The 24,926-nt window shown below is 57.6% G+C and carries 23 protein-coding genes; 7 read left to right on the top strand and 16 right to left on the bottom strand.

Translation table 11 applies throughout. The annotated features are described in order from the left end of the window. The first annotated feature begins 9 nt into the window (after nt 1-9). Nucleotides 10-525 (top strand): inosine/xanthosine triphosphatase, encoded by a 516-nt coding sequence (yjjX, locus tag AA74_RS0107465; RefSeq protein WP_008502058.1) that lies wholly within the window; start codon nt 10-12, stop codon nt 523-525. Here the strand turns inward: yjjX and trpR are convergent. Beyond that, entirely contained in the window at nt 522-848 is a 327-nt protein-coding gene (trpR, locus tag AA74_RS0107460) for a trp operon repressor (protein WP_021240574.1), read from the bottom strand. The two genes, yjjX and trpR, sit on opposite strands and share 4 nt — an antisense overlap. Before the next feature lie 55 nt (nt 849-903). Next, entirely contained in the window at nt 904-2,841 is a 1,938-nt protein-coding gene (gene sltY / locus AA74_RS0107455) for a murein transglycosylase (RefSeq protein ID WP_025912140.1), read from the bottom strand. Nucleotides 2,842-3,068: 227 nt separating this feature from the next. Here sltY and ettA point away from each other — a divergent pair, with 227 nt between their 5' ends. After that, on the top strand, nt 3,069-4,736 hold the full coding sequence (ettA, locus tag AA74_RS0107450) for an energy-dependent translational throttle protein EttA (RefSeq protein ID WP_021240576.1): 1,668 nt from the start codon (nt 3,069-3,071) through the stop codon (nt 4,734-4,736). Nucleotides 4,737-4,828: 92 nt separating this feature from the next. On the opposite strand, the gene AA74_RS0107445 is transcribed toward ettA, so the two are convergent. After that, nucleotides 4,829-5,728 carry a LysR family transcriptional regulator gene (locus AA74_RS0107445; protein WP_021240577.1) on the bottom strand — a complete coding sequence of 300 codons (900 nt, stop codon included), beginning with the start codon at nt 5,726-5,728 and terminating at the stop codon, nt 4,829-4,831. Nucleotides 5,729-5,836: 108 nt separating this feature from the next. Here AA74_RS0107445 and AA74_RS0107440 point away from each other — a divergent pair, with 108 nt between their 5' ends. Next, on the top strand, nt 5,837-6,838 hold the full coding sequence (locus tag AA74_RS0107440) for a zinc-binding alcohol dehydrogenase family protein (RefSeq protein WP_025912139.1): 1,002 nt from the start codon (nt 5,837-5,839) through the stop codon (nt 6,836-6,838). Between the two features lie 53 nt (nt 6,839-6,891). On the opposite strand, the gene nadR is transcribed toward AA74_RS0107440, so the two are convergent. The 3 genes from nadR to serB all read right to left on the bottom strand — a co-directional run bounded on the left by nadR (nt 6,892) and on the right by serB (nt 10,588). Next, a complete protein-coding gene (nadR, locus tag AA74_RS0107435) occupies nt 6,892-8,124 on the bottom strand; it encodes a multifunctional transcriptional regulator/nicotinamide-nucleotide adenylyltransferase/ribosylnicotinamide kinase NadR (protein WP_006810194.1) in 1,233 nt (410 codons plus the stop codon). A gap of 35 nt (nt 8,125-8,159) precedes the next feature. Beyond that, nucleotides 8,160-9,545: a DNA repair protein RadA gene (gene radA, locus AA74_RS0107430; protein ID WP_003856523.1), complete on the bottom strand. Its 1,386-nt coding sequence runs from the start codon at nt 9,543-9,545 to the stop codon at nt 8,160-8,162. Nucleotides 9,546-9,619: 74 nt separating this feature from the next. Continuing rightward, nucleotides 9,620-10,588, bottom strand: a complete 969-nt coding sequence (serB, locus tag AA74_RS0107425) for a phosphoserine phosphatase (protein WP_021240580.1) — start codon at nt 10,586-10,588, stop codon at nt 9,620-9,622. A 117-nt stretch (nt 10,589-10,705) separates the two neighbouring features. Here serB and AA74_RS0107420 point away from each other — a divergent pair, with 117 nt between their 5' ends. Together AA74_RS0107420 and lplA are read left to right on the top strand one after the other, a co-directional pair. Further along, complete coding sequence (locus AA74_RS0107420) at nt 10,706-11,350, top strand: YtjB family periplasmic protein (RefSeq protein WP_008502067.1); 645 nt, start codon at nt 10,706-10,708, stop codon at nt 11,348-11,350. A gap of 39 nt (nt 11,351-11,389) precedes the next feature. Continuing rightward, nucleotides 11,390-12,406, top strand: a complete 1,017-nt coding sequence (gene lplA / locus AA74_RS0107415; protein ID WP_023293326.1) for a lipoate--protein ligase LplA — start codon at nt 11,390-11,392, stop codon at nt 12,404-12,406. Nucleotides 12,407-12,460: 54 nt separating this feature from the next. On the opposite strand, the gene deoD is transcribed toward lplA, so the two are convergent. The 4 genes from deoD to deoC form a co-directional block, all read right to left on the bottom strand. Continuing rightward, a complete protein-coding gene (gene deoD / locus AA74_RS0107410; protein WP_003856538.1) occupies nt 12,461-13,180 on the bottom strand; it encodes a purine-nucleoside phosphorylase in 720 nt (239 codons plus the stop codon). A gap of 103 nt (nt 13,181-13,283) precedes the next feature. Then, nucleotides 13,284-14,507: a phosphopentomutase gene (gene deoB, locus AA74_RS0107405; protein ID WP_025912138.1), complete on the bottom strand. Its 1,224-nt coding sequence runs from the start codon at nt 14,505-14,507 to the stop codon at nt 13,284-13,286. A gap of 53 nt (nt 14,508-14,560) precedes the next feature. Then, entirely contained in the window at nt 14,561-15,883 is a 1,323-nt protein-coding gene (gene deoA, locus AA74_RS0107400) for a thymidine phosphorylase (protein ID WP_021240582.1), read from the bottom strand. Nucleotides 15,884-15,984: 101 nt separating this feature from the next. Beyond that, nucleotides 15,985-16,764 (bottom strand): deoxyribose-phosphate aldolase, encoded by a 780-nt coding sequence (gene deoC, locus AA74_RS0107395; protein ID WP_023293328.1) that lies wholly within the window; start codon nt 16,762-16,764, stop codon nt 15,985-15,987. A 262-nt stretch (nt 16,765-17,026) separates the two neighbouring features. Between deoC and AA74_RS0107390 the strand changes: the two genes are divergently transcribed. Further along, nucleotides 17,027-18,574, top strand: coding sequence for a YjjI family glycine radical enzyme (locus AA74_RS0107390; protein ID WP_025912136.1), 1,548 nt, complete (start codon nt 17,027-17,029; stop codon nt 18,572-18,574). Further along, nucleotides 18,549-19,409 (top strand): YjjW family glycine radical enzyme activase, encoded by an 861-nt coding sequence (locus AA74_RS0107385; RefSeq protein WP_025912135.1) that lies wholly within the window; start codon nt 18,549-18,551, stop codon nt 19,407-19,409. The genes AA74_RS0107390 and AA74_RS0107385 overlap by 26 nt, the downstream gene beginning before the upstream one ends. On the opposite strand, the gene AA74_RS0107380 is transcribed toward AA74_RS0107385, so the two are convergent. The 6 genes from AA74_RS0107380 to yjjG all read right to left on the bottom strand — a co-directional run bounded on the left by AA74_RS0107380 (nt 19,404) and on the right by yjjG (nt 24,920). After that, the gene (locus AA74_RS0107380; RefSeq protein WP_025912134.1) at nt 19,404-20,186 is read right to left on the bottom strand and encodes a TatD family hydrolase; all 783 of its coding nucleotides are present in this window, start codon (nt 20,184-20,186) and stop codon (nt 19,404-19,406) included. The genes AA74_RS0107385 and AA74_RS0107380 overlap by 6 nt on opposite strands. Next, nucleotides 20,183-21,235, bottom strand: a complete 1,053-nt coding sequence (locus tag AA74_RS0107375; RefSeq protein WP_008502074.1) for a patatin family protein — start codon at nt 21,233-21,235, stop codon at nt 20,183-20,185. The genes AA74_RS0107380 and AA74_RS0107375 overlap by 4 nt, the downstream gene beginning before the upstream one ends. Nucleotides 21,236-21,355: 120 nt before the next feature. Continuing rightward, nucleotides 21,356-21,517 (bottom strand): DUF1328 domain-containing protein, encoded by a 162-nt coding sequence (locus tag AA74_RS01000000122050; RefSeq protein WP_003856556.1) that lies wholly within the window; start codon nt 21,515-21,517, stop codon nt 21,356-21,358. A gap of 127 nt (nt 21,518-21,644) precedes the next feature. Beyond that, entirely contained in the window at nt 21,645-22,262 is a 618-nt protein-coding gene (osmY, locus tag AA74_RS0107365; protein WP_008502075.1) for a molecular chaperone OsmY, read from the bottom strand. Nucleotides 22,263-22,561: 299 nt separating this feature from the next. Continuing rightward, on the bottom strand, nt 22,562-24,151 hold the full coding sequence (gene prfC, locus AA74_RS0107360; protein ID WP_008502076.1) for a peptide chain release factor 3: 1,590 nt from the start codon (nt 24,149-24,151) through the stop codon (nt 22,562-22,564). 91 nt (nt 24,152-24,242) lie between these two features. Further along, a complete protein-coding gene (gene yjjG / locus AA74_RS0107355; RefSeq protein ID WP_008502077.1) occupies nt 24,243-24,920 on the bottom strand; it encodes a pyrimidine 5'-nucleotidase in 678 nt (225 codons plus the stop codon). Nucleotides 24,921-24,926 lie beyond the last annotated feature (6 nt).

Below are 24,926 nucleotides of genomic sequence, written 5' to 3'. Positions count from 1 at the left end.
AGCTTAATTATGCACCATGTTGTCTCTGCTACCACTAATCCTGCCAAAATTCAGGCAATTCTAAGGGCATTTGACGAGATCTTCGGCGCAGGATCCTGCCATATTGAGGCCATCGGCGTCGAGAGTGGCGTTCCTGAACAGCCGTTTGGCAGCGAGGAAACGCGCGCTGGCGCACGAAATCGCGTGGCAAATGCCAGAGCTGCGGCCCCGGATGCGGACTTTTGGGTGGCGATTGAAGCCGGTATCGACGAAGGCGCAACCTTTAGCTGGGTGGTGATCGAAAGCCGCGAGCAGCGCGGCGAGGCGCGTTCGGCCACCCTGCCCCTGCCGGAGATCATTCTGGAAAAAGTGCGTGCGGGTGAAGCGCTTGGGCCGGTGATGTCGCAGTACACCGGCATTGATGAGATTGGCCGTAAAGAAGGAGCGATTGGCGTCTTTACCGCCGGTGCGCTGACGCGTTCAGGCGTTTATCACCAGGCGGTGATCCTGGCGTTAAGCCCGTTTCATAACGCGATCTATCGTTAGGCGTTTTTCAACAACACCGCTTCCAGCCACTGGCGCAGCTCAACGGGCGCCGACTTCAGGCTGTTCGATCCGCGGGTAATCGTCGCAATGCCCGCGCCGAGCTCATTTTTCAGCTCGCGCTGGCTCATCTCACCGCGCAGCAGCTCTTCAATGATGCGCACGCGCGTGCCCAGCGCCTCACGCTCGTCTGGCGTGAGCATTAGCTGCATCAGGGGTAAATGCAAATCCTGCTCGTAAGACTGGCGAAGCAGCTCCACAAAACGAAGCCACTCCTGATGACGTTGTTCGGCCATTGCCGAGGAATACGGGGAATGCTGGGTCATGTTATGCTGCCTCTTGTACTCTTTAGCGAGTACAGCATAACACAACCCACGCCGATCAGTAACGTCTCTGCCACTCGGCATCGCTCATCAGGGTATCTTTCTGCCCCATGAAGTAGCGATAGTAGGCGTCATAAGCCAGCACGTTCTTCACGTAGCCGCGCGTTTCCGAGAACGGGATGCTCTCGACAAACGCCACAGCGTCGATGCGTCCGGCGCTGTTGCCGAGCCAGGTGCGCACGCGACCCGGTCCCGCGTTGTATGCCGCCGACGCGAAGATACGGTTATTGCCGAACTGCTGGTACACATACTGCAGGTAGCTGGTACCGATGTTGATGTTGGTATCCGGATCGAGAAGCTGTGACGGGCTACTGTATCCAGGGATGTTAAACATCTTCACCGTGTGCGTCGCCGTGCCCGGCATGATCTGCATCAGGCCGCTGGCGCCCACCGGGGAACGGACTTTCGGGTTCCAGGCGCTTTCCTGACGGGCAATCGCCATCGCGTAACTTTGCGGGATATCTTTGCCGCTGGTGTAGCGATCGAACAGATCCTTGTAAGCCAGCGGGAAACGCTCTTCGAGATGATCCCATAGCTTACCGGCGATCGTCGCCTGCACGCTCAGATCCCACCAGTGGTTATCAAACGCATAGCGGGCAAGCTGAGCTTTTTCATCGGTGGTGCGGCTGGTCACCAGATTCGCCCACTCGCTGCGCGCGGTGTTGTCCATATTCCAGTACATCAGCTCGCGAACGCGCGCCATTTCTGGCCCCTGGGTCAGCGCCGGATTCGCGTTAGCGGGCGCTTTATCGATGCGGAAGGTGTACTCCTCGCCCAGGCGCTGCGCGGCCGCCATCGGGTAGAACCCGCGCTGCTGCATCAGCGTATGAAGAATTTCTTTGGCCTCATCATCACGACCGCGCTCCAGCAGCAGATCGGCCTGCCAGTAACGCCATTCATCTTTCTCTTTGGCCTCCATAGGCAACCGGGCGAGCCAGGTATTGAGCCCACGACGGTCGCCCGTACCCAGCGCCATTCGCACGCGGCGTTCCACCAGCGACGTGGAGTTCGAACGCATAATCGCATCGTCTCGCCAGCGCGCCTGCTCGTCGGTCACATCGGTGCCCATCAGTCGCCACGCCACGATATCGCGCAGCTCCTGCGTTTGCTCCTCATTAAGCTGCTGCGCCTGCACCAGCTGCGGGATCATCAGCCGCGCGTTTTCCACATCGTCACGCGCCACGCTGGCAAAAGCCACCGCCGCCATCTGGCGGGTAAAATCGGTCGCGCCCGTACTGCGGGCAAAGGTCAGGACGCTGTTGGGATCGTTTGCCAGCGAGATAACTGCCGTGGAGATAGTCTGGTAATCGGACGGCATCTGCCCCGCCAGCGCAGTCACCAGACGCGTATTACCGGCTTTCATCGCCAGGCGGATACGCTCGAGGTAGGACAGCGGATCCTGCTTGCCGGAAGCACGCCACGCGCCAAACAGGGAATCACAGGCGTTCGGCTGGTTTTTCCCGGTCAGCCAGAGCTCTTTCGCCCCGGCCCAGGCCTCTTCCTGCTGGCCGGTCGCCCATTTTGCGTAGTAGTAGTTACACTGCGCTTCGGTGGTATTCGGCTTTTCAGGGCTAAACGCCAGCAGCCCGCGCCAGTCTTCACGTCGCGCCAGTTCGTTCACAAAACGAGACTGAAGATTCCGGGCTGGCGGCAGGGTCGGGTTCGCCTGAATGAAGTTATTCACGGTAACGGTGGGTTGATTCATGAGATCGTCCGTAATTTGACGATACTCCAGATACGGATACAGCGGATAATCCTTGAGCGTCGGCATCAGCGCCTGCACGGTATCCATCTGCTTGTTGTCCCATGCCTGCTTAATCTGGGCATACCGGCTACGTTGTTCATCCAGTGAATCGGCATGCACCGCCTGGCTTACCGCCATTACGCATACGCTGGCAGCCAGCAGACGCCAGACCACCCGTTTGGCTTTTTCCACAAGCTCTTCCTCATTGTTTTTTCGTCAATTGCAGCGTCTTGCCACGTCAAAGTCTCATTAACTTATGCTAACCAGGCATCCTGCAACGCGCCACGTCATGGACACTTTTTTACCTTTCTTGCGCGTTTTAACACTCCCGACGTTCCTGGCTGGGATTAAGGCGGGAAAAAGGCTACACTTCGAGGCTGAAATTCCTTCTCATTACGATAAAAGAGGCGAAGTCCAACGTGGCTCAATTCGTTTATACCATGCATCGTGTCGGCAAAGTTGTCCCGCCGAAACGTCATATTCTTAAAAATATCTCGCTGAGCTTCTTCCCGGGCGCAAAAATCGGTGTTCTGGGTCTCAACGGTGCCGGTAAGTCCACCCTGCTGCGCATCATGGCCGGCATTGATACAGACATCGAAGGTGAAGCCCGTCCGCAGCCTGGCATCAAGATTGGCTACCTGCCGCAGGAACCTCAGCTGAACCCGGAACACACCGTTCGCGAATCCGTTGAAGAAGCGGTGTCCGAAGTGGTTAACGCCCTGAAAGGTCTGGATGAAGTGTATGCCAAATACGCCGAGCCGGATGCGGACTTCGACAAGCTGGCCGCACAGCAGGGCAAGTATGAAGAGATCATCCAGGCGCACGACGGTCACAACCTGAACGTGCAGCTGGAGCGCGCGGCGGATGCCCTGCGTCTGCCGGACTGGGATGCAAAAATCGCGAACCTCTCCGGGGGTGAACGCCGCCGCGTGGCGCTGTGCCGCCTGCTGCTGGAAAAACCAGACATGCTGCTGCTCGACGAACCGACTAACCACCTGGATGCGGAATCCGTGGCGTGGCTGGAGCGCTTCCTGCACGACTTCGAAGGCACCGTTGTGGCGATTACCCACGACCGTTACTTCCTCGACAACGTCGCCGGCTGGATCCTGGAGCTGGACCGCGGTGAAGGTATTCCGTGGGAAGGCAACTACTCCTCCTGGCTGGAGCAGAAAGATCAGCGTCTGGCTCAGGAAGCGTCTCAGGAAGCGGCGCGCCGTAAGTCTATCGAGAAAGAGCTGGAGTGGGTGCGTCAGGGCACGAAAGGCCGTCAGTCTAAGGGCAAAGCCCGTCTGGCACGCTTTGAAGAGCTGAACAACACCGAATACCAGAAACGTAACGAAACCAACGAACTGTTTATTCCACCTGGAGCGCGTCTGGGGGATAAAGTGGTTGAAGTGACCAACCTGCGTAAGTCCTACGGCGACCGCGTGCTGATCGACGATCTGACCTTCTCCGTACCGAAAGGCGCTATCGTGGGCATCATCGGTCCGAACGGCGCGGGAAAATCGACCCTGTTCCGCATGATGTCCGGTCAGGAACAGCCAGACAGCGGCTCTATCACCCTGGGTGAGACCGTGAAGCTGGCCTCCGTTGACCAGTTCCGCGACGCGATGGATAACAGCAAAACCGTGTGGGAAGAAGTCTCCGGCGGTCTGGATATCATGCGTATCGGCAACACCGAGATGCCAAGCCGCGCCTACGTTGGCCGCTTTAACTTCAAAGGCACCGACCAGGGCAAACGCGTGGGCGAACTGTCCGGCGGTGAGCGCGGTCGTCTGCACCTGGCGAAGCTGCTGCAGGTGGGCGGTAACGTTCTGCTGCTCGATGAACCAACCAACGACCTGGATATCGAAACCCTGCGCGCGCTGGAAAACGCCCTGCTGGAGTTCCCGGGCTGTGCAATGGTTATCTCGCACGACCGCTGGTTCCTCGACCGTATCGCGACCCACATTCTGGACTACCAGGATGAAGGTAAGGTGGAGTTCTTCGAAGGTAACTTCACCGAATACGAAGAGTACAAGAAACGCACGCTGGGCGCCGACGCGCTGGAGCCGAAGCGTATTAAGTACAAGCGTATTTCTAAGTAAGTGCCCAAAAGCCGGGTGGCGCTCACGCTTACCCGGCCTACGGTTCTGCGCTGTTTGTAGGCCGGGTAAGGCGAAGCCGCCACCCGGCTTTTTTATTTACCCACGTAATACCGCTTCACCTCATCAAACTGCATTGCAAAGTCGATATAGCTCATCAGCGCGGGTGAGTTGAGCTTACGGCTCGGATAGGCCAGCCACAGGTCGTTTCCTTCAACGTTCCACTCCGGCAGTACCTGCACCAGCGCCCCTTTCTCGACCTTATCTTCCAGCAAAAAAGCCGGAAGGAGCGTAATCCCCGCACCGGCAATCGCACATTCGCGGGCGTATACCAGGTTATCGGTCATGTGCGCGTTATCCGGCAGGTAGCGGTAATCCTCGCTCTCGCTTCGCAGAAGCCACTCTGACCACGCCCGATGCGTAATGCTGCGGTGCTCCACCAGCTGACGGGGATGCGTTAGCGGCCCACGGCGCGCCAGATAGTCCGGCGAGGCCAGCATGTAGCGCGGGCAGTGCCCGATCATGCGGCCAATCAGGGAGGAGTCCTGCGGCTTGCCGGTACGCAGCGCCACGTCAAAGCCGGCCTCGACCAGATCCACCACGTCATCAGAGATCGACACGTCCAGCGAAACCTCGGGATAGCGAAGCTGGAACTCGGCATTCATATGCGCCAGCAGCGTCGCGCCAATCCCCGCCGGGCAGGTGATGCGCAGCCGCCCGCTGGGGTTTTCGCGCAGGCGCTGGATGGCGTACTCCGCCCGCTCGCTGGCCGCCAGCATTTCACGGCAGTGCACCAGATAGTGCTCGCCCGCAAACGTCAGGTTCAGCCTGCGCGTGGTGCGGTTAAGCAGGCGAATGCCCACCTGCTGCTCCAGCTGGCTAATCCGCTGGCTTACGCTGGATTTTGGCAGCTCCGCCTTCTGGGCTGCCGCGGTAAAGCTGCCCATCTCGGCCACCAGCGCGAATAGCGCCATATCCTGCAGCTGTTTAAACATGATTGTTCATCCTGTACGAACGCTGAGTTCTTAATTGTCCATCTTATCACGCAGATGGCCACTTAATAGACTAGCCTCAACAAAACGCATGCCATTGAGGAGCACACCATGTCAGTTAAAGCCATCGCCGTTAACCCTGAAAATCCCTCTACTTTCATTGAAATCACTCCACCGATGCCGCAGCCCGGCGAGCACGATCTGCTGGTAGAGGTGAAAGCCGTCTCCGTTAACCCGGTCGATACCAAAGTCCACGCGGGCATTGCTAAGAACGGGCTGAACGAGCCGCGTATTCTCGGATGGGATGCCAGCGGGATCGTCAAAGACGTTGGGGCTGGCGTGACCGGATTCAAACCGGGAGATGAAGTGTGGTACGCAGGCGACATCACCCGTCCGGGCAGCAACGCTACGCATCAGCTGATCGATGCGCGCATTGTCGGGCACAAACCGTCAAGCCTCGGCTGGGCGGCTGCCGCCGCGCTGCCGTTGACCGCGCTCACCGCGTGGGAAGGCCTGTTTGAACGGCTGAATATTCAGGATGCCGGTACGGACAAAACCCTGCTGATCGTCGGCGGGGCGGGCGGGGTGGGATCGCTGGCGATCCCGTTTGCGAAGCACAACAGCAAGGTAAAGGTGATCGCAACCGCGTCCCGAGAAGATTCCGCCCGGTGGTGCCGCGATCGCGGTGCAGATGTGGTGGTGAACTACCGCGATCTGAAAGGCGAACTGGCGAAGCACGGGCTGACCTTTGTGGATTACATTTTCATCCTCAACGACACCGACGGGCACTGGGATGCGGTCAGCGACCTGATTGCACCGCAGGGGCATATCTGTTCTATCGTGGAGAATGAACACCCGCTGAACCAGGACAAGCTGAAGTCCAAATCCGCCGCCCTGCACTGGGAATTTATGTACACCCGCAGCATGTACCAGACCGCTGATATGGCGCGTCAGGGTGAGATCCTCAATGAGGTCGCGAAGCTGGTGGATAACGGCGTGGTGGAAAGCTCACTGAGTGAAACGCTGCACGGGCTGAGCGTGGAAAGCATTACCGAGGCGCACCGCAAGGTGCTGGACGGGCATATGCGTGGGAAAGTGGTGGTTGAGTTCTGAGTGGACTGATTCCCTCACTCCGGCCCTCTCCAAAGGGAGAGGGCGGTTAACGCTTACCCCTGCTCCCCCATCATCTCCTTCACCAGTTCGACGCAGCGCAGGAAACGGGAGTCGTAGTCTGACTCTTCAACGTGCACAAACTCAACGTTGTTTTCGTTGAGCATCTCCACCAGCATGGACTGGAATTCCCGCCTGTCCACCGAGCTGCCGAGGCTGCGCATGCCGTCGGCCACCCACGGGGTGTTGTTTTCCAGCAGGATCACCAGGTCAAAGCGGTATTCGTCAATCAGCGCCTGCACGAACGGGTGCTCGCGCCCTTCGTATTTTTTGCAGAACGCCTGGGTGGTGACAAAATCGGTATCGATGAACGCCACCTTGTTGGCGTATTTCACCGCGAAATCAATGTACTGAGCGTGACCGAGCGCGATTTTGTCGTAGTCGGAATACTGCAGCGCCATCTCGTCGCCGCCCAGGTGCGAGAAGACATAGTCACGGCCGTACTCCCACGCGCTGGTGGTGTTGAAGATGTTAGCGAGCTTGTTGACCAGCGTTGATTTACCGCTCGACTCGCCGCCCAGAATAGCTACCGTGCGCACGAAGAACGGCTTCACTTCGGTCGGAATGTAATCCCAGTAGCGGAACGGGTTTTCGCGGATCTGCGCTCCGCTGATGTTCATGAAGGTGCGTTTCGGATCGATCAGCACCGTCTCGATGCCCAGATGCTCGCGGAACTGCGGCGCGTCGGACTCTTCAGAGGTGTAGATCCAGTTAGGCGCAATGCCCTTCTCTTCCATAAACGCTTTGATGCCGTTGCTCCACACGTCCCAGCCGTGCGGGTACGGCTCCATACCCTCTTCGTTAAAGGCATGAATGCGAATGTTTTTCTGGTACTTGAAGGTCTGAAGCAGCCAGCGCAGACGGTCCGGCACGGTCGGCTGCTGCGACATGGCGCTGTCTTCAAACAGTTGACGATCGCGGGTTTCGTCGTACCCCATGATGATGTGCAGCTCGTCCACCTGGCTACAGGCGCGCTGGATCAGATAGATATGCCCGGTATGCAGCGGGTAAAACTTGCCGAACACCACGCCAATGTTCTTTTGCATACGCGGGAATTCCAGCCCCAGAAAGCGGTGCAGCGCTTCAAGCTTCTGCGCGCTGGGGCTTTTGATTTTGGCGTTCAGCAGTTGGCTCAGGTAGCCTTTGGTCATGCCGCTGGCGTCTGCCACCTGCTGCAGCGTGCAGCCTTTCTGGCGGATAGCGGTCTTGATGTAGTCAAATGATGACATAAATTACGGTGCCTCCTGCAAAATCGAATACGTAATTATAAGTCGTCAAAGACATTTAACGCATCTGCGAGTTTCTTCACGCCAAAGACCTGCATCCCTTCCGGGATTTTTTTCGGCACGTTGGCGGCGGGAACGATAGCCCGACGGAAACCGTGTTTTGCCGCCTCGGAGATTCGCTCCTGCCCGCTCGGCACCGGACGGATTTCCCCGGCAAGGCCCACTTCGCCAAAGACGACCAGATCCTGCGGCAGCGGTCTGTCGCGCAGGCTGGAGACCATCGCCAGCAGCAGAGCCAGGTCAGCGCTGGTCTCGGTGACTTTGACGCCGCCGACCACGTTCACGAAGACGTCCTGATCGGCCATCTGCAGCCCGCCGTGACGGTGCAGCACCGCCAGCAGGATTGCCAGGCGGTTCTGTTCCAGACCGACCGCCACGCGCCGCGGGTTGCCCATCATCGAGTGATCCACCAGTGCCTGAATTTCGACGAGCAGCGGGCGCGTCCCTTCCCACAGCACCATCACCGAGCTGCCGGAGGTGATTTCATCTCCCCGGCTCAGGAAGATGGCCGACGGGTTGCTGACTTCGCGCAGCCCCTGTTCGGTCATGGCAAAGACGCCTAGCTCATTCACCGCCCCAAAGCGGTTTTTATGGCTGCGCAGGGTACGGAAGCGAGAGTCCGCGTCGCCGTCGAGCATCACCGAGCAGTCGATACAGTGTTCGAGCACCTTCGGTCCCGCCAGCGAGCCGTCTTTGGTCACGTGACCCACCATCACAATCGCCACGCCGCGCGTTTTGGCAAAGCGCGTCAGGTAGGCCGCCGTTTCACGCACCTGCGCGACGCTGCCCGGCGAGGACTGGATGTCCGCCATGTGCATCACCTGGATGGAGTCGATCACCATCAGCTTCGGCTGCTCTTCTTCGGCGATCATGCAGATCTGCTCGATGCTGGTTTCCGACAGCATATTCAGATTGCCGGTCGGCAGGCCGAGACGGTGCGCGCGCATTGCCACCTGCTGGAGTGATTCTTCGCCCGTGACGTACAGGGTTTTCATCTGTTCGGCGAGCTTGCAAAGCGTTTGCAGCAGCAGAGTCGATTTACCCGCGCCCGGGTTACCGCCGATCAAAATGGCGCTGCCCGGCACCACGCCGCCGCCGAGCACGCGGTCAAATTCCTTGAAGCCGGTGGAGAAGCGCGGCAGCGCCTCCAGGCTGATGTCTGAAAGTTTTTGTACCTTCGACACGCCTGCATTGCCCGCATAGCCACTCAGGCGTTCATTGCGCGCCACGCTCGGCGAAGCCGCCACACCACGCACTTCGGTGATGGTGTTCCAGGCATGGCAGGCGCTACATTGCCCCTGCCAGCGCGGATAATCCGCACCACATTCATTACAGACAAATGCGCGTTTTGGAGCTTTCGCCACGGTTTACCTCGTTATTTCTCTGCGGCCTGCGTGCCGGGTGGCGCTTACGCTTACCCGGCCAACAAAGCAGACCGTTATTTCTGATTAAGGCTGCCGGAGAGAATGCAGAACACCCCCATCAGGTCAGCGTGACGGATAGTCACTTCCGTCTTTTCATTCACTTTTGGCTTGGCATGGTAGGCAATGCCCAGACCGGCCGCTTTGATCATCGGCAGGTCGTTCGCGCCGTCACCGATGGCGACGGTCTGGACAACCGGAATTTCATATTTTTCCGCGAGGCGCGTCAGCGTATTGGCTTTGTACTGGGCATCCACAATATCGCCGATCACCTGACCGGTCAGCTTGCCGTCCATGATCTCCAGCTCGTTGGCCACCACAGTGGTCAGATGCAGTTTTTCCCGCAGATAATCCGCGAAGAAGGTGAAGCCACCGGAGGCGATCGCCACCTTCCAGCCGAGGGACTGCAGCTTCAGCACCAGTTGCGTCAGCCCTGGCATCAGGGGCAGTTCATCGCGCACCTGACGCAGAATGTTGGCATCGGCCCCTTTCAGGGTCGCCACGCGCTGTCGTAGGCTGGCGGTGAAATCCAGCTCGCCGCGCATCGCACGCTCGGTGACTTCAGCCACCAGCTCGCCGCTGCCCGCCAGCTTCGCAATTTCGTCGATACACTCGATCTGAATGGCGGTAGAGTCCATGTCCATGACCAGCAGGCCAGGCGTTTTCAGGTGCGGAATTTTACCCAGCGGTGCGACATCCAGCCCGGCGTCATGCGCCAGGCGCGTGGCGCGCTGGGTCAGAGAGCCCGCCAGGCGAATGACCTGGTAGTCTTCCACGCACCAGGCGGCGACGATGACCATCGCGGCCCCCAGTTTGGTTTGATACTGGGTCAGGCGTTGCTTATCCAGACCGCGTCCGTACAGCAGCCAGCCGCTACGACCGGCGTGGTAATCCAGAGGCATCACCTCATCGCCACTTAAAGAGAGCGGCAATCCTGGCCATAAAGAGACATCCGTTGGCAGGTCACACCAGGTAATGTTCGGCATTAAAGCTCCTGTAATTTCGTTCGCGCCGGAAGGTTGCAGAGGGAAAATAACGCATGAGGCTACCCTGTAACCATCACTTCTGGCAACATTAAGCCGTAAATTTTCAGCAGGTGGAATATGGCTCGCGCAAAACTGAAATTCCGGCTCCATCGCGCCGTGATTGTCCTTTCCTGTCTCGCACTCTTAGTGGTGCTGATGCAAGGGGCATCGTGGTTTAGCCAGAACCATCAACGGCAACGCAACCCGCAGTTTGAAGAGCTGGCCCGCACGCTGGCACGCCAGGTCACGCTCAACGTCGCGCCGTCCATGCGTAACGAAACGCCTGACGAGAAGCGGATAGGCCAGGTTTTACGCCTGCTCACGGAGAACAGCCGCATTCTTGATGCCGGTGTCTATGATGAGCAAGGCAACCTCATTGCCCGTGCGGGTGAGCACGTCGACGTGCGAGACAGGCTGGCGCTGGACGGCAAAAAAGCCGGCGGCTACTTCAACCAGCAGCTTGTTGAACCTATTCAGGGGAAGAATGGCCCGCTGGGTTATCTGCGCCTCACCCTTGATACCCACACCCTGCCCACTGAAGCCAAACAGGTCGATAATACCACCAACATTCTGCGCCTGATGCTGCTGCTCTCACTCGCCATCGGCGTTGTGCTGGCGCGTACCCTGCTTCGCGGCAAGCGCACGCGCTGGCAGCAATCCCCGTTCCTGCTGACCGCCAGCCGGTCAGTCCCCGAAGACGAAGAGAGCGAGAAGAAAGAATAGTGATAAAGTAGGCGGATGATTCGGAAAAGGAACTCTGCCATGTCGACGTTACGCCTGCTTATCTCTGACTCTTACGATCCCTGGTTTAACCTGGCAGTGGAGGAGTGCATCTTCCGCCAGATGCCTGCCACCCAGCGCGTACTGTTTCTCTGGCGCAATGCCGATACGGTGGTTATTGGTCGTGCGCAAAACCCGTGGAAAGAGTGCAACACCCGCCGTATGGAAGAGGACAACGTCCGTCTGGCGCGCCGCAGCAGCGGCGGCGGCGCGGTATTCCACGATCTGGGCAATACCTGCTTTACCTTTATGGCGGGCAAACCGGAATACGACAAAACCATCTCAACGTCCATCGTCCTCAACGCGCTCAATTCGCTCGGCGTGACGGCTGAAGCCTCCGGACGTAACGATCTGGTGGTCAAAACACCCGATGGCGACCGCAAGGTATCCGGCTCTGCCTATCGCGAAACGATGGATCGCGGATTCCACCACGGCACCCTGCTGCTGAACGCCGATCTCAGCCGTCTGGCTAACTACCTTAATCCAGATAAGAAAAAGCTACAGGCTAAGGGCATCACCTCCGTGCGCGGGCGCGTGGCGAATCTGGTGGAACTGCTGCCGGGCGTTACACACGAGCAAATCTGTGAGGCCGTGCGCGAGGCGTTCTTTGCGCATTACGGCGAGCGCGTGGAAGCAGAAGTGATTTCACCGGACAAAACCCCGGACCTGCCAAACTTCGCGGAAACCTTCGCCCGCCAGAGCAGCTGGGAGTGGAACTTCGGTCAGGCACCTGCATTTTCCCATCTGCTGGATGAGCGTTTTACCTGGGGCGGCGTGGAGCTGCATTTTGACGTCGAGAAAGGTCATATCACCCGCACGCAGGTGTTTACGGACAGTCTGAATCCGGGGCCACTGGAAGCCCTTGCGGCACGCTTGCAGGGCTGTTTGTACCGGGCGGATATGCTGCAGCAGGAATGTGACGCGTTAATTGGGGATTTCCCGGAGCAGGAAAATGAGCTGCGGGAGCTGTCAGCGTGGATTGCGCAGGCCGTGCGCTAGCTGGTGCCCTCACCCCAGCCCTCTCCCACAGGGAGAGGGAGGGAAGAGACAGAATTACTCTTTATCGCCCAGCAGAACGGATTCCAGCGCGATTTTGATCATGTCGTTGAAGGTGGTCTGACGCTCGGCAGCGGTAGTCTGCTCGTGGGTACGGATATGGTCAGATACGGTGCAGATGGTCAGCGCTTTCGCACCGAATTCAGCCGCTACGCCGTAGATACCGGCCGCTTCCATTTCCACGCCCAGGATGCCGTATTTTTCCATCACGTCGAACATGTCGCCTTCTGGCGAGTAGAACAGATCGGCAGAGAACAGGTTGCCCACGCGCGCGTCAACGCCCAGCGCTTTTGCCGCGTCAACCGCGTTACGCACCATGTCAAAGTCAGCGATGGCCGCAAAGTCATGATCTTTAAAGCGGATGCGGTTGACTTTAGAGTCGGTACACGCGCCCATGCCGATCACCACGTCACGCAGCTTAACGTCCATACGCACCGCACCGCAGGAGCCTACGCGGATGATTTTCTTCACACCGAAATCGGTGATCAGCTCTTTGGTGTAGATGGAGCAGGATGGGATACCCATGCCGTGGCCCATAACGGAGATTTTGCGGCCTTTATAAGTACCCGTGAAGCCCAGCATGCCGCGAACGTTGTTCACTTCACGCACGTCTTCCAGGAAGGTTTCTGCAATGTGCTTCGCGCGCAGCGGGTCGCCCGGCATCAATACGACGTCAGCGAAATCACCCATTTCTGCATTAATGTGAGGAGTTGCCATCTTCAGTTCCTTTTAACTTGTTGTTTTTGCCGGGTGGCGGCTACGCCTTACCCGGCCTACAAAACCGTAGGCCCGGTAAGCGAAGCGCCACCGGGCAATGACATCAGAACATGGCCTTGCCATATTCCATGTCAGACGTACCAAAGTATTTCGCCAGGGTCTGGCCAATGTCCGCGAAGGTTTCACGGTGACCCAGCGAACCCGGCTTCACTTTCGGGCCGTACACCAGCACCGGAATGTGCTCACGGGTGTGATCGGTACCGGTCCAGGTTGGATCGCAGCCGTGGTCCGCGGTCAGGATCAGAATGTCATCTTCACCCACCAGCTCCATCAGCTCCGGCAGGCGGCGGTCGAACAGCTCAAGACCCGCAGCATAACCCGCTACGTCGCGACGGTGACCCCAGGAGGAGTCGAAGTCGACGAAGTTGGTGAAGACAATGGTCTTGTCGCCCGCTTCTTTCATCTCTTTGATGGTGGCATCGAACAGCGCATCGAGTCCGGTCGCTTTGACCTTTTTGGTGATGCCGCAGTTAGCGTAGATATCCGCGATTTTACCTACAGAAACCACGTGACCGCCTTTCTCATCAACCAGCTTCTGCAGCACGGTTGGCGCCGGCGGCTCAACGGCCAGATCGTGACGGTTACCGGTACGCTGGAAGTTACCCGCTTTGTCACCAATAAACGGACGCGCGATCACGCGGCCAATGTTGTAGCCGCCTTCGGTCAGCTCTTCACGGGCGATTTCGCACAGCTCGTAGAGTTTATCCAGGCCAAAGGTCTCTTCGTGGCAGGCAATCTGGAACACGGAGTCAGCAGAAGTGTAGAAAATCGGCTTGCCGGTTTTCATATGCTCTTCGCCGAGCTGATCCAGAATTACGGTACCGGAGGAGTGGCAGTTGCCGAGGTAACCCGGCAGGTTGGCACGCTTCACCAGCTTATCGAGCAGCTCCTGCGGGAAGCTGTTCTCGTGATCGGAGAAGTAACCCCAGTCGAACAGCACCGGCACACCGGCGATTTCCCAGTGGCCAGACGGGGTGTCTTTACCGGAGGAGAGCTCGTGCGCCCAGGCATAGGCGCCCACGACTTCCGCATTGCCGTCCATACCGGCTGCGATTTTACCGGTAGAACCTTCATGTGCTTTCACCAGCCCAAGGCGGGTCAGGTTGGGTAGAGTCAGAGGGCCTTTACGACCGTTATCCGCTTCGCCTTTCGCACAGGCTTCCGCGATGTGACCCATGGTATCGGAACCCACGTCACCAAAACGTTCTGCATCTTCGGTTGCGCCGATGCCGAATGAGTCCAGCACCATAATAAATGCACGTTTCATAATTGTTCTCCGTACGTAGTGCTTCAAAAATTATCGATCAGATCAGTATACCGCTATTCGGTGATACGGCGATAGACAGTCGGTGTGGTTTCCGGCGCTTTATTGTCAAGCGTAATAGCCGCCTTCACCGCTTTCGCCGCTTCCTGCCAGCTGGCTTCATCTTTGGCGTGGATCACCGCCAGCGGACGTTGCCCGTCAACGCTGTCGCCCAGACGGGCCATATCGGTGAAGCCGACGCTGTAATCAATGGTATCTGACGCCTGACGACGGCCGCCGCCCATAGACACGACCGCCATACCCAGCGCGCGGGTATCCATTGCCGAGACAAACCCTTCGCTGTCGGCATACACCGCTTTGCTGAGCGTCGCGGTCGGCAGGTACTTCGCATAGTTTTCGACGAAGTCGGTCGGGCCTTTCTGCGCCGCAACCATGCGGCCAAAGATCTCCGCCGCTTTGCCGTTGTCCAGTACCGCCTGTAGCTTCGCGCGGGCGTCGGCGTCGTCTTTGGCAAGCTTGCCGGAGATTAACATCTCCACGCACAGCGCCATGGTGACGTCGAACAGACGCGGGTTGCGGTATTCGCCCGTCAGGAACTGGACGGCTTCACGCACTTCGACGGCGTTACCGGCGCTGGAAGCCAGCACCTGGTTCATGTCGGTGAGCAGTGCGGTAGTGCGCACGCCCGCGCCGTTGGAGACGCCAACGATCGCTTCGGCCAGCGCCTCAGAGAGTTCATAGGTTGGCATAAACGCGCCGCTGCCTACCTTCACGTCCATCACCAGCGCGTCCAGCCCTTCTGCCAGCTTCTTCGCCAGGATAGAGGCGGTGATCAGCGGGATGGAGTCAACGGTCGCGGTGATGTCGCGGGTCGCGTAGAAACGCTTGTCTGCCGGAGCAAGAGAGCTGGTCTGGCCGATAATCGCCACACCAACGTCTTTAATAATGTCGCGGAAGCGGTTGTCATCCGGGAAGATATCGAAGCCCGGAATGGCTTCCAGTTTGTCGAGCGTACCGCCGGTGTGGCCCAGGCCGCGCCCGGAGATCATCGGGATATAACCGCCACAGGCTGCCACCATGGGGCCAAGCATCAGGGAGGTCACGTCGCCCACGCCGCCGGTGGAGTGTTTATCCACAATCGGGCCGTTAAGGTTGAGGCTTTTCCAGTCCAGAACGGTTCCTGAATCTCGCATCGCCATGGTCAGCGACACGCGCTCAGGCATCGACATATCGTGGAAGAAAATGGTCATCGCCAGAGCCGCAATCTGCCCTTCAGAGACGGTGTTATCACGAATGCCGTTGATGAAGAAGCGGATCTCTTCGTCGCTTAATGCATGACCATCACGTTTTTTACGAATAATTTCTTGTGCGAGAAACACGGTAACCCCCATGAGGAATCGGGTGAATGGTGGCGGGTACGGTTTACCCGACCACGATCCGGGTAGGCCGGGTAAGCGTGGCGCCACCCGGCAATTCAAACTTAGTAGCTGCTTGCGCTCTTACCGTCGCCGTGACCCAGCGCCTTCAGCAGGCTGGCCAGCAGGCTGGACGCACCGAAGCGGTAGTGACGGGAATCGGCCCAGTCGGCGCCGAACAGCTCGTCGGCAATCGCCAGGAACTGCTGCGCGTCTTCCGCGGTACGCACGCCGCCCGCAGGTTTGAAGCCCACGGTTTTGGACACGCCCATGTCGCGGATCACTTCCATCATGATGCGCGCGCTTTCCGGGGTCGCATTTACCGGTACTTTACCGGTAGAGGTTTTAATAAAATCCGCACCGGCTTTGATGGAGATTTCAGAGGCTTTGCGAATCAGCGCCTCTTCTTTCAGCTCGCCGGTTTCGATGATCACTTTCAGCAGCACGTTTGCCGCCGCACACGCGTCTTTACAGGCCTTCACCAGGTCAAAACCGACCTGCTCGTTGCCGGCGATCAGCGCGCGGTACGGGAACACCACGTCCACTTCGTCTGCGCCGTAGGCAATCGCCGCGCGGGTTTCTGCCAGCGCAATCTCGATATCATCGTTGCCATGCGGGAAGTTAGTGACGGTTGCAATGCGCACGTCCGGGGTGCCCTGCTCGTTCAGCGTCTTACGGGCAATCGGGATAAAGCGCGGGTAGATACAGACGGCTGCGGTGTTGCCCACCGGCGTTTTCGCCTGATGGCACAGAGCGATGACTTTCTCATTGGTGTCGTCATCGTTCAGGGTAGTCAGGTCCATCAGTTTCAACGCGCGCAGGCTGCTTGCAGTTAAATCGGTCATAACATTCTCCAACGGCAGTGCCGTATAAATTTTACCTTGCGGGTCTGTGAGTATTCTAACATCCACCCGCATCCACACTTCGACATTCATCACAGTTAATGAAAACTGCGTGCAAATTTGCATTACTGTAATGCGATCTTCTTCAAACTTTAGCGCGCATATTGCGGACTAAAGCAGCGATACCCCCTGTCGGATCAAAAGTGCCGACAGGCAGGCTTTCTACAATCCGTTCATCATCCGCAGAACACTCAAGGAAGCGAACATGTCCCACTCCAGCCCCGACGCCCTGCAACAACGTTGCCAGCAGATTGTGACAAGCCCGGTGTTATCCCCGGAACAAAAACGTCATTTTCTGGCGCTGGAAGCGGAAAACAACCTGCCGTATCCGGCACTTCCTGAAGCTGCGCGCGCCGCGCTGGACGAGGGGTTCATCTGCGACATGTTCGAAGGCCATGCGCCTTACAAACCCCGTTACGTTCTGCCGGATTACGCAAAATTTCTGGCTAATGGTTCAGAATGGCTGGAGCTGGAAGGGGCAAAAGATCTCGACGACGCCCTCTCACTGTTAACCATCCTCTACCACCATGTTCCGTCCGTCACATCGATGCCGGTCTATCTCGGTCAGCTTGATGCGTTGCTGCAACCTTATGTTAGAATTCTAACACAAGAAGAAATCAATAGCCGAATAAAACGTTTCTGGCGCTATCTCGACCGTACGCTGCCCGATGCCTTTATGCATGCCAATATCGGGCCGGAAGATACCCCCGTCACGCGCGCCATTCTGCGTGCAGATGCAGAGCTGAAGCAGGTCGCGCCGAACCTGACCTTTATTTATGATCCAGCGATCACCCCGGACGATTTGCTGCTTGAGGTGGCGAAAAACATATGTGAATGCAGTAAACCGCATATTTCTAATGGCCCGGTGAATGATAAAATTTTCACAAAAGGCCATTACGGCGTAGTGAGCTGTTACAACTCCCTGCCTCTGGCAGGCGGTGGCAGCACCCTGGTGCGCCTCAACCTCAAGGCCATCGCCGAACACAGTACGTCAATGGAAGACTTCTTCAGCCGCGCCCTCCCGCATTACTGCCAGCAGCAAATGGCCATCATCGATGCCCGCTGCGATTTCCTGTATCAACAATCCGGCTTCTTTGAGAATAGCTTCCTGGTGAAAGAGGGGCTGATTGATGCCGATCGGTTTGTGCCGATGTTTGGCATGTACGGCCTGGCAGAAGCGGTAAACGTGCTCTGTGAGAAAGCCGGGATGACTGGGCGTTACGGCAAAGACGAGCAGGCCAACGCGCTGGGCTATCGCATCAGCGAACAGCTTGCGGCGTTTGTCGAAAACACGCCGGTGAAACACGGCTGGAAGCAGCGCGCGATGCTGCATGCGCAGTCGGGGATCAGCTCTGACTCGGGCACCACGCCGGGCGCGCGCCTGCCCTACGGCGACGAGCCGGATCCCATCAGCCACCTGCTGGCGGTGGCGCCGCACCACAAGCACTACGCTTCCGGGATCAGCGATATTTTGACGCTGGATGAAACGGTAAAACGTAACCCGCAGGCGGTGGTCCAGCTCTGTCTCGGCGCGTTCAGGGCGGGGATGCGCGAGTTTACCGCCAACGTCGCGGGTAACGATCTGGTGCGCGTCACCGGTTATATGGTGCGGTTGTCGGATCTGGAGAAGTACCGGGAAGCCGGATCGCGCACCAATACCACCTGGCTGGGTGAAGAAGCCGCGCGCAATACCCGTATTCTGGAACGTCAGCCGCGCGTGATAAGCCATGAACAGCAGATGCGCTTTAGTTAGTCAGGTCATCCCTTTTTCCTGCGTGGACGGGCCGGGCAGCCGTCTGGCCCTGTTCCTGCAGGGCTGCAACCTGCGCTGTAAAACCTGCCACAACCCCTGGACGATCGGCCGCTGCAACGACTGCGGGGACTGCGTGCCCCACTGCCCGCACGACGCGCTGACCATACAGGCGGGACGCGTCTGGTGGCAGGAGAGTGACTGCCAGCAGTGCGACACCTGCCTGCACCTGTGCCAGCAGCAGGCAACGCCTATGGCGCACCGCCTGAGCGTGGAGGAGATCCTTTCACAGATCCGCAAATCCGCACCGTTTATCGAGGGGATCACCGTGAGCGGCGGTGAGGCCACAACGCAATTACCGTTTTTAGTGACGCTGTTCACCGCGATCAAAGCCGATCCCGACCTGAATCATCTGACCTGCCTGGTCGACAGCAACGGTTTGTTAAGCGAAACCGGCTGGCAAAAGCTGCTGCCGGTACTGGATGGCGCGATGCTGGACCTGAAAGCATGGGGGAACGAACACCACCGCTTCCTGACCGGGCGCGAAAACCCGCAAATCAAGCAGAGTATCCGCTGGCTGGCAGATCGTAATCGTTTAACGGAGCTCCGCCTGCTGGTGATTCCGGAACAGTGTGATTATCTGGAACATCTGAAGCCGCTGACGGCGTTTATCCACGGGCTGGGAAACGTGCCGGTGCGCCTCAACGCGTTTCATGCGCATGGCGTGTACGGCGAGGCGGCGTCATGGCGCAGCGCCACGCCGGAAGACGTTGAACCGCTGGCGCGAGCGCTGGAAAAACAGAAGATAACGGTGATCCGTCCGGCGCTTTATCTATAGCGTGATGCCAAATACCGAACGCGTATTTTCCAGCAGCGCACTGGCTATGGCCTCTTCAGTCTCTTTTCGCAGTTCGCACAGGGTGGCAAACACGCGCGCCGCCTGTTCCGGACGATTCGGCTGGCCCTGAAAACCGTTCAGCGGCATGTCCGGCGCGTCGGTTTCCAGCAGAAGCGCCGACAGCGGCAGCTGTGCCATCACGTCCCGGGTTTTGCTGGCGCGCGGATAGGTGATGGTGCCCCCAACGCCGATTTTGTAGCCCAGCTCGATAAAACGCTGCGCCTGCTGCAGGCTGCCTGAGAAACCATGCACGACGCCCTTACGCGGCAAATCGATACGCTTCAGGTGCATTGCCAGCTTATCGTGTGTGCGTCTTGAATGAAGGATCACCGGCAGATCGTGACGCTTCGCCAGCCTGAGCTGCGCGTCGAGGATCGTCTGCTGGCGCTCAAAATGCGGATGCTCGCGATAAAGATCGAGGCCGATCTCACCGATGGCGACAAGCTTGTCGCCTGCGGTCTGCACTATCTCATCAAGTCGCTCAATGTCCTCATCCCGATGCCGCTCAATCACGATCGGATGCAGGCCAAGCGCCGCATAGAGCGCAGGGTGACGCGTGGAAAGATCCAGCACGCGGGAAAAGTAATCCGCTTCCACTGAAGGCACAATAATGGCCTGAACGCCTGCCTCGGCCGCTTTCGCAATGCTTTGCTCTTCATCTCCCGTAAACGGCGGGAAATCAAAGTGGCAATGGGTGTCGACAAAGCGGTACATCACGCCAGATCCTCGTTATCCAGTAAAGCGTCATTCGCCTGCGGAATGTCAACCAGGGGCACCGTCAGGGCGTCGTTGGCGACAATCGCAGGCGGCGTAATAATGCGTTTATGGCGATGAAGCGGCGGCTGCTCCGCCAGCATTTTCCCCACCGTCGCCAGGAAGTAGCGCCCACACAGCCGCCCCGTTTTGTAATCCATGCGCAGCGCAGGAACGCGGCTGCCCAGCGCCATGCTCAGCAGCGGCTTAGGCGGATAAATTTCAAAAATACGCAGCTTGCCCGGCGGTTTCTCAATGAAGCGCTGCATCGCGCCGTAGGTGGTTTCATGCTGCTTCGCGATGTTCACCAGCGGCTGCAGGCTGCTGTCGCCCAGCCAGCGCTCCATCCGCTTAAACCACTGCGGGGTGTAATACATTTGCGACGGTACGGTACGAATCACCACAATGGTTTTCGCCCCGCGACGGGCGGCTTCCTGCACCGGCACCGCGTCACTGATCCCCCCGTCCAGATAGCTAATACCGTCCAGCAGGGCGCCGGTACGATAAAAGCCGGGGATCGCGCTGGAGGCGCGGATGATGTCCAGCCAGTTCTCTTTCTGAGGCGAAAAATAGCCCGGGGAATAGTCATCGCCCCGGCTGGCGCACATCCAGAATTCTTTACCGCTATCAAACAGACGGGCGGCAGTATCCATGGCCAGAGGCATCTGGCTGGAGGTTGACTCCAGCAGCCAGTCGAGATCGATCAGGTTGCCGCCGCGCACAAACCGCACCGGGTTAAAAAATTCTTTCGCCGTGGTGTAGCGCATGATGACCTTTCGCGCGTAGCCGGGCTGGTTACAGACATAGGCAGAGAGGTTCTGCGCCCCGGCAGAGGTGCCGAAGTAAAGGTCAAAGGGGTTGAACTGCGCGCGCATAAATTCGTCCAGCACGCCAGCGGTGAAAATGCCGCGCTGTCCGCCACCCTCGCAGACCAGCGCGAGTTGACCCGCGCGAAACGGTTTTAACGTCAGCGGCGCAATATTGCCGAGCGTAACGGGAATTCGTTGCCCCACCTCTGCTTTCCTGTTTTGATTATTTTATAACACCACAGTAACGCACCCGACCTGTTACGCAAATAAGAAAAAGCCAGTCACAGTGACTGGCTTTATTTTGTTGAAGGAATATTGCGTTTGCTATGGACGTCGACGCCCTGTAAACAGGCTGACCAGGAACAGAATAATACCCACAACGAAGACAATTTTAGCTGCCCATGCCGCTGTACCTGCCAGTCCACCAAAGCCCAATGCGGCGGCAATTAACGCGATAACCAGAAATATAATGCCCCAACGAAACATAAGCTTCTCCTTTACCATAGTTAATGTCGGCCGCTAAACGTGAGCGCTCAGGTCACTCACCGGCGTTTTTCCAGAGTCGTTCTTATTTCGCCCGCAGGGTTTAGCCAGACGGGCGAATGGTCGAGATTTACTTCGTTTTCAGATCGTTTTTAACGCTTTTCACACCATCAATCGCTTTCGCGATGGACTCGGCACGTTCACTTTGCGCCTGCGAATCTACCGTACCGGAAAGCTGAACCACGCCATCGGTGGTTTCCACTTTCACCTTACGGGACGGCACGATGTCATCTGCTAAAAGTTTAGCTTTGATTTCGCTGGTGGTGGCTGCATCACCGGCATAACCTTTCACCGACGCGTTTTTGCCGTCACGCACGTGCAGCTTATCGCTGACGGAGGCGACGCCTTCGACGCCTTTCGCCACTTTCACCGCCTGTTCAGCCTGAGCCTGGCTTTCAACAAAGCCGCTCAGCGTGACCACTTTCTTGTCGGTCTTAACGGAAATATCGGTGCTCTTGATGGCTTCATCATCCACCAGTGCGGCCTTCACTTTTGCTGTGATAGAGCTGTCATCCATGAAATTGCCGACTTTATTCATAGAGCTATCGATTTTTTGCCCTGCGCTATCGGCCGTGGATTGTGCTTTATCCATGGTGCTGCTTTCCGCCAGGGCGGAGCCGCTCACCAGAACGCTACCCAGTGTTACAGCCAGCAGAGTTTTAGAAATCTTCAGTCTTGTCATATTCATCGATCTATTCCTGTGTTGACCCGTTATTCGGGCTACGTACTTCCTTATTAGTGATATATATTGCGAATAAACACGCGAGCAAAATGGATAACCTAAAGTCATGCATTGAACAGTTAATTTATCCACGCCCGGTGTTAAACACTGAGTTAAATATAGATCACTCTCACAGAGCCGCTTTCAGAATTGGGTAAAAAATGGGCGAATAGCGTGAAATTGCGTTGAATTAAGAACATTCCGCAAGGGATTAATAAGACAGGAAATAAAGAAGAGCACGGCGAATGCCGTGCTCTGAGAGGGGATTAGTGCTCGCGGGTTTTACGGAACTGAACGTCCGGATAACGTTCCTGCGTCAGGTTCAGGTTGACCATCGTTGGCGCGATATAGGTCAGGTTATCGCCGCCATCCAGCGCCAGCTGAACTTCATTCTTACGCTTGAATTCTTCGAATTTCTTCACGTCAGAACACTCAACCCAGCGCGCGGTCGCGACGTTCACCGATTCGTAAATCGCTTCTACGTTGTATTCGCTCTTCAGGCGCGCAACGACCACGTCAAACTGCAGCACGCCGACCGCACCCACGATCAGATCGTTGTTCGCAATCGGGCGGAACACCTGCACGGCGCCCTCTTCGGAGAGCTGAACCAGGCCTTTCAGCAGCTGTTTCTGCTTAAGCGGATCGCGCAGACGAATGCGGCGGAACAGCTCCGGCGCGAAGTTCGGAATACCGGTGAACTTCATCATTTCGCCCTGGGTGAAGGTATCACCGATCTGGATGGTGCCGTGGTTGTGCAGCCCGATGATGTCGCCCGGATAGGCCTCTTCAACGTGCGAACGGTCACCCGCCATAAAGGTCAGCGCGTCGGAGATGACAACGTCTTTCCCGATACGCACCTGGCGCAGCTTCATGCCCTTTTCATATTTACCGGACACCACGCGCATAAAGGCCACGCGGTCACGGTGTTTCGGGTCCATGTTGGCCTGAATCTTAAACACGAAGCCGGTGAACTTCTCTTCTTTCGCTTCCACTTCACGGGTGTCGGTTTTGCGCGGCATCGGCTGCGGCGCCCACTCCACCAGACCGTCGAGCATGTGGTCAACGCCGAAGTTACCCAGTGCGGTACCGAAGAAGACCGGGGTAATTTCGCCGCTCAGGAACAGCTCTTTGTCGAATTCGTGAGACGCGCCCTTGACCAGCTCCAGCTCGTCGCGCAGCTGCGCGGCCAGCTCTTCGCCGACCGCCGCGTCCAGATCCGGGTTGTCCAGACCTTTCACGATGCGCACTTCCTGAATGGTGTGGCCTTTACCGGTCTGATACAGGTAGGTTTCGTCTTTATAGAGGTGGTAAACGCCTTTGAACAGCTTACCGCAGCCAATTGGCCAGGTGATTGGCGCACAGGCGATCTTCAGCTCGTTTTCCACTTCATCCATCAGCTCCATCGGATCGCGGATGTCACGGTCGAGTTTGTTCATAAAGGTGAGGATCGGCGTATCGCGCAGACGGGTCACTTCCATCAGCTTACGGGTACGATCTTCTACACCTTTCGCGGCGTCGATCACCATCAGACAGCAGTCCACCGCCGTCAGGGTACGGTAGGTATCTTCGGAGAAGTCTTCGTGACCCGGGGTGTCCAGCAGGTTCACCAGGCAGTCATGATACGGGAACTGCATCACGGAGGTGGTAATCGAAATACCACGCTGTTTTTCCATCTCCATCCAGTCGGATTTTGCATGCTGGCTGGAGCCACGGCCTTTAACGGTACCCGCAGTCTGGATCGCCTGTCCGAACAGCAACACCTTCTCGGTGATGGTCGTTTTACCGGCATCCGGGTGCGAGATAATGGCAAAAGTGCGGCGCTTGGCCACCTCTTGCAGATAAGGAGACAACGTCATAATTAAATCTTCTTTTATAAGCGCGGCAGCACGCCACGCATCATGGAATACAAAATTGCGGCTATTTTACCCATCAACGGGGGGCAGGCAATCATTGTTTACACAGGAGTTGCTCCAGTTCGTTCAACGACGTCACGGTCCAGGTCGGCTCGATGCCTTCAGGCTTCACGCGGCCATGCGCATTGAGCCAGACGGTCGACAGACCAGCCTTCATGCCGCCCAGAATATCTGACTCTGCGGTATCCCCCACCATCAGGACACGATCGCGGTCGGGATTGCCGGCCTGCGCCAGCGCGTAGTCGAAAATTCGCGGATCCGGCTTCGGCACGCCAACCTCTTCCGAGATCACCAGCGCGTCAAAATGATCGCGCAGGCCGGTGCGCTCAAGGCGGATCTGCTGCAGGGCGGTAAAACCGTTGGTGATGATCCCCAGTTTCACCTTACCTTTCAACGCATTCAGCAGGGAAACCGCGCCCGGCAGGGGCGCACAAATATCGGCCATGGCGTTGAGAAAAGCCTCGTTCAGCGTTCCCGGACTGACCTTTAAGCGTTCCGCCCAGACGTCAAAGCGCTGGTGCTGAAGCTGTAACGCGGTGATGGCACCGTTCTGGTAATCCACCCACAGCGGTTTGTTGACCGCCTGATAGTCCTGAAAATCTTCAGCGGTGAAGGTTACGCTATAGTCGAGAAACATCCGCTGCAGGCCGCCGAACGAGTCGAACGTAAACAGCGTTTCGTCGGCATCAAAGAAAATCCAGTCCCATTTCATCGTTAC

This window comes from Enterobacter sp. 5-4, from assembly GCF_000612205.1.
GTDB lineage: Bacteria > Pseudomonadota > Gammaproteobacteria > Enterobacterales > Enterobacteriaceae > Enterobacter > Enterobacter roggenkampii.
This window is presented reverse-complemented; position numbering and strand designations above follow the sequence as displayed.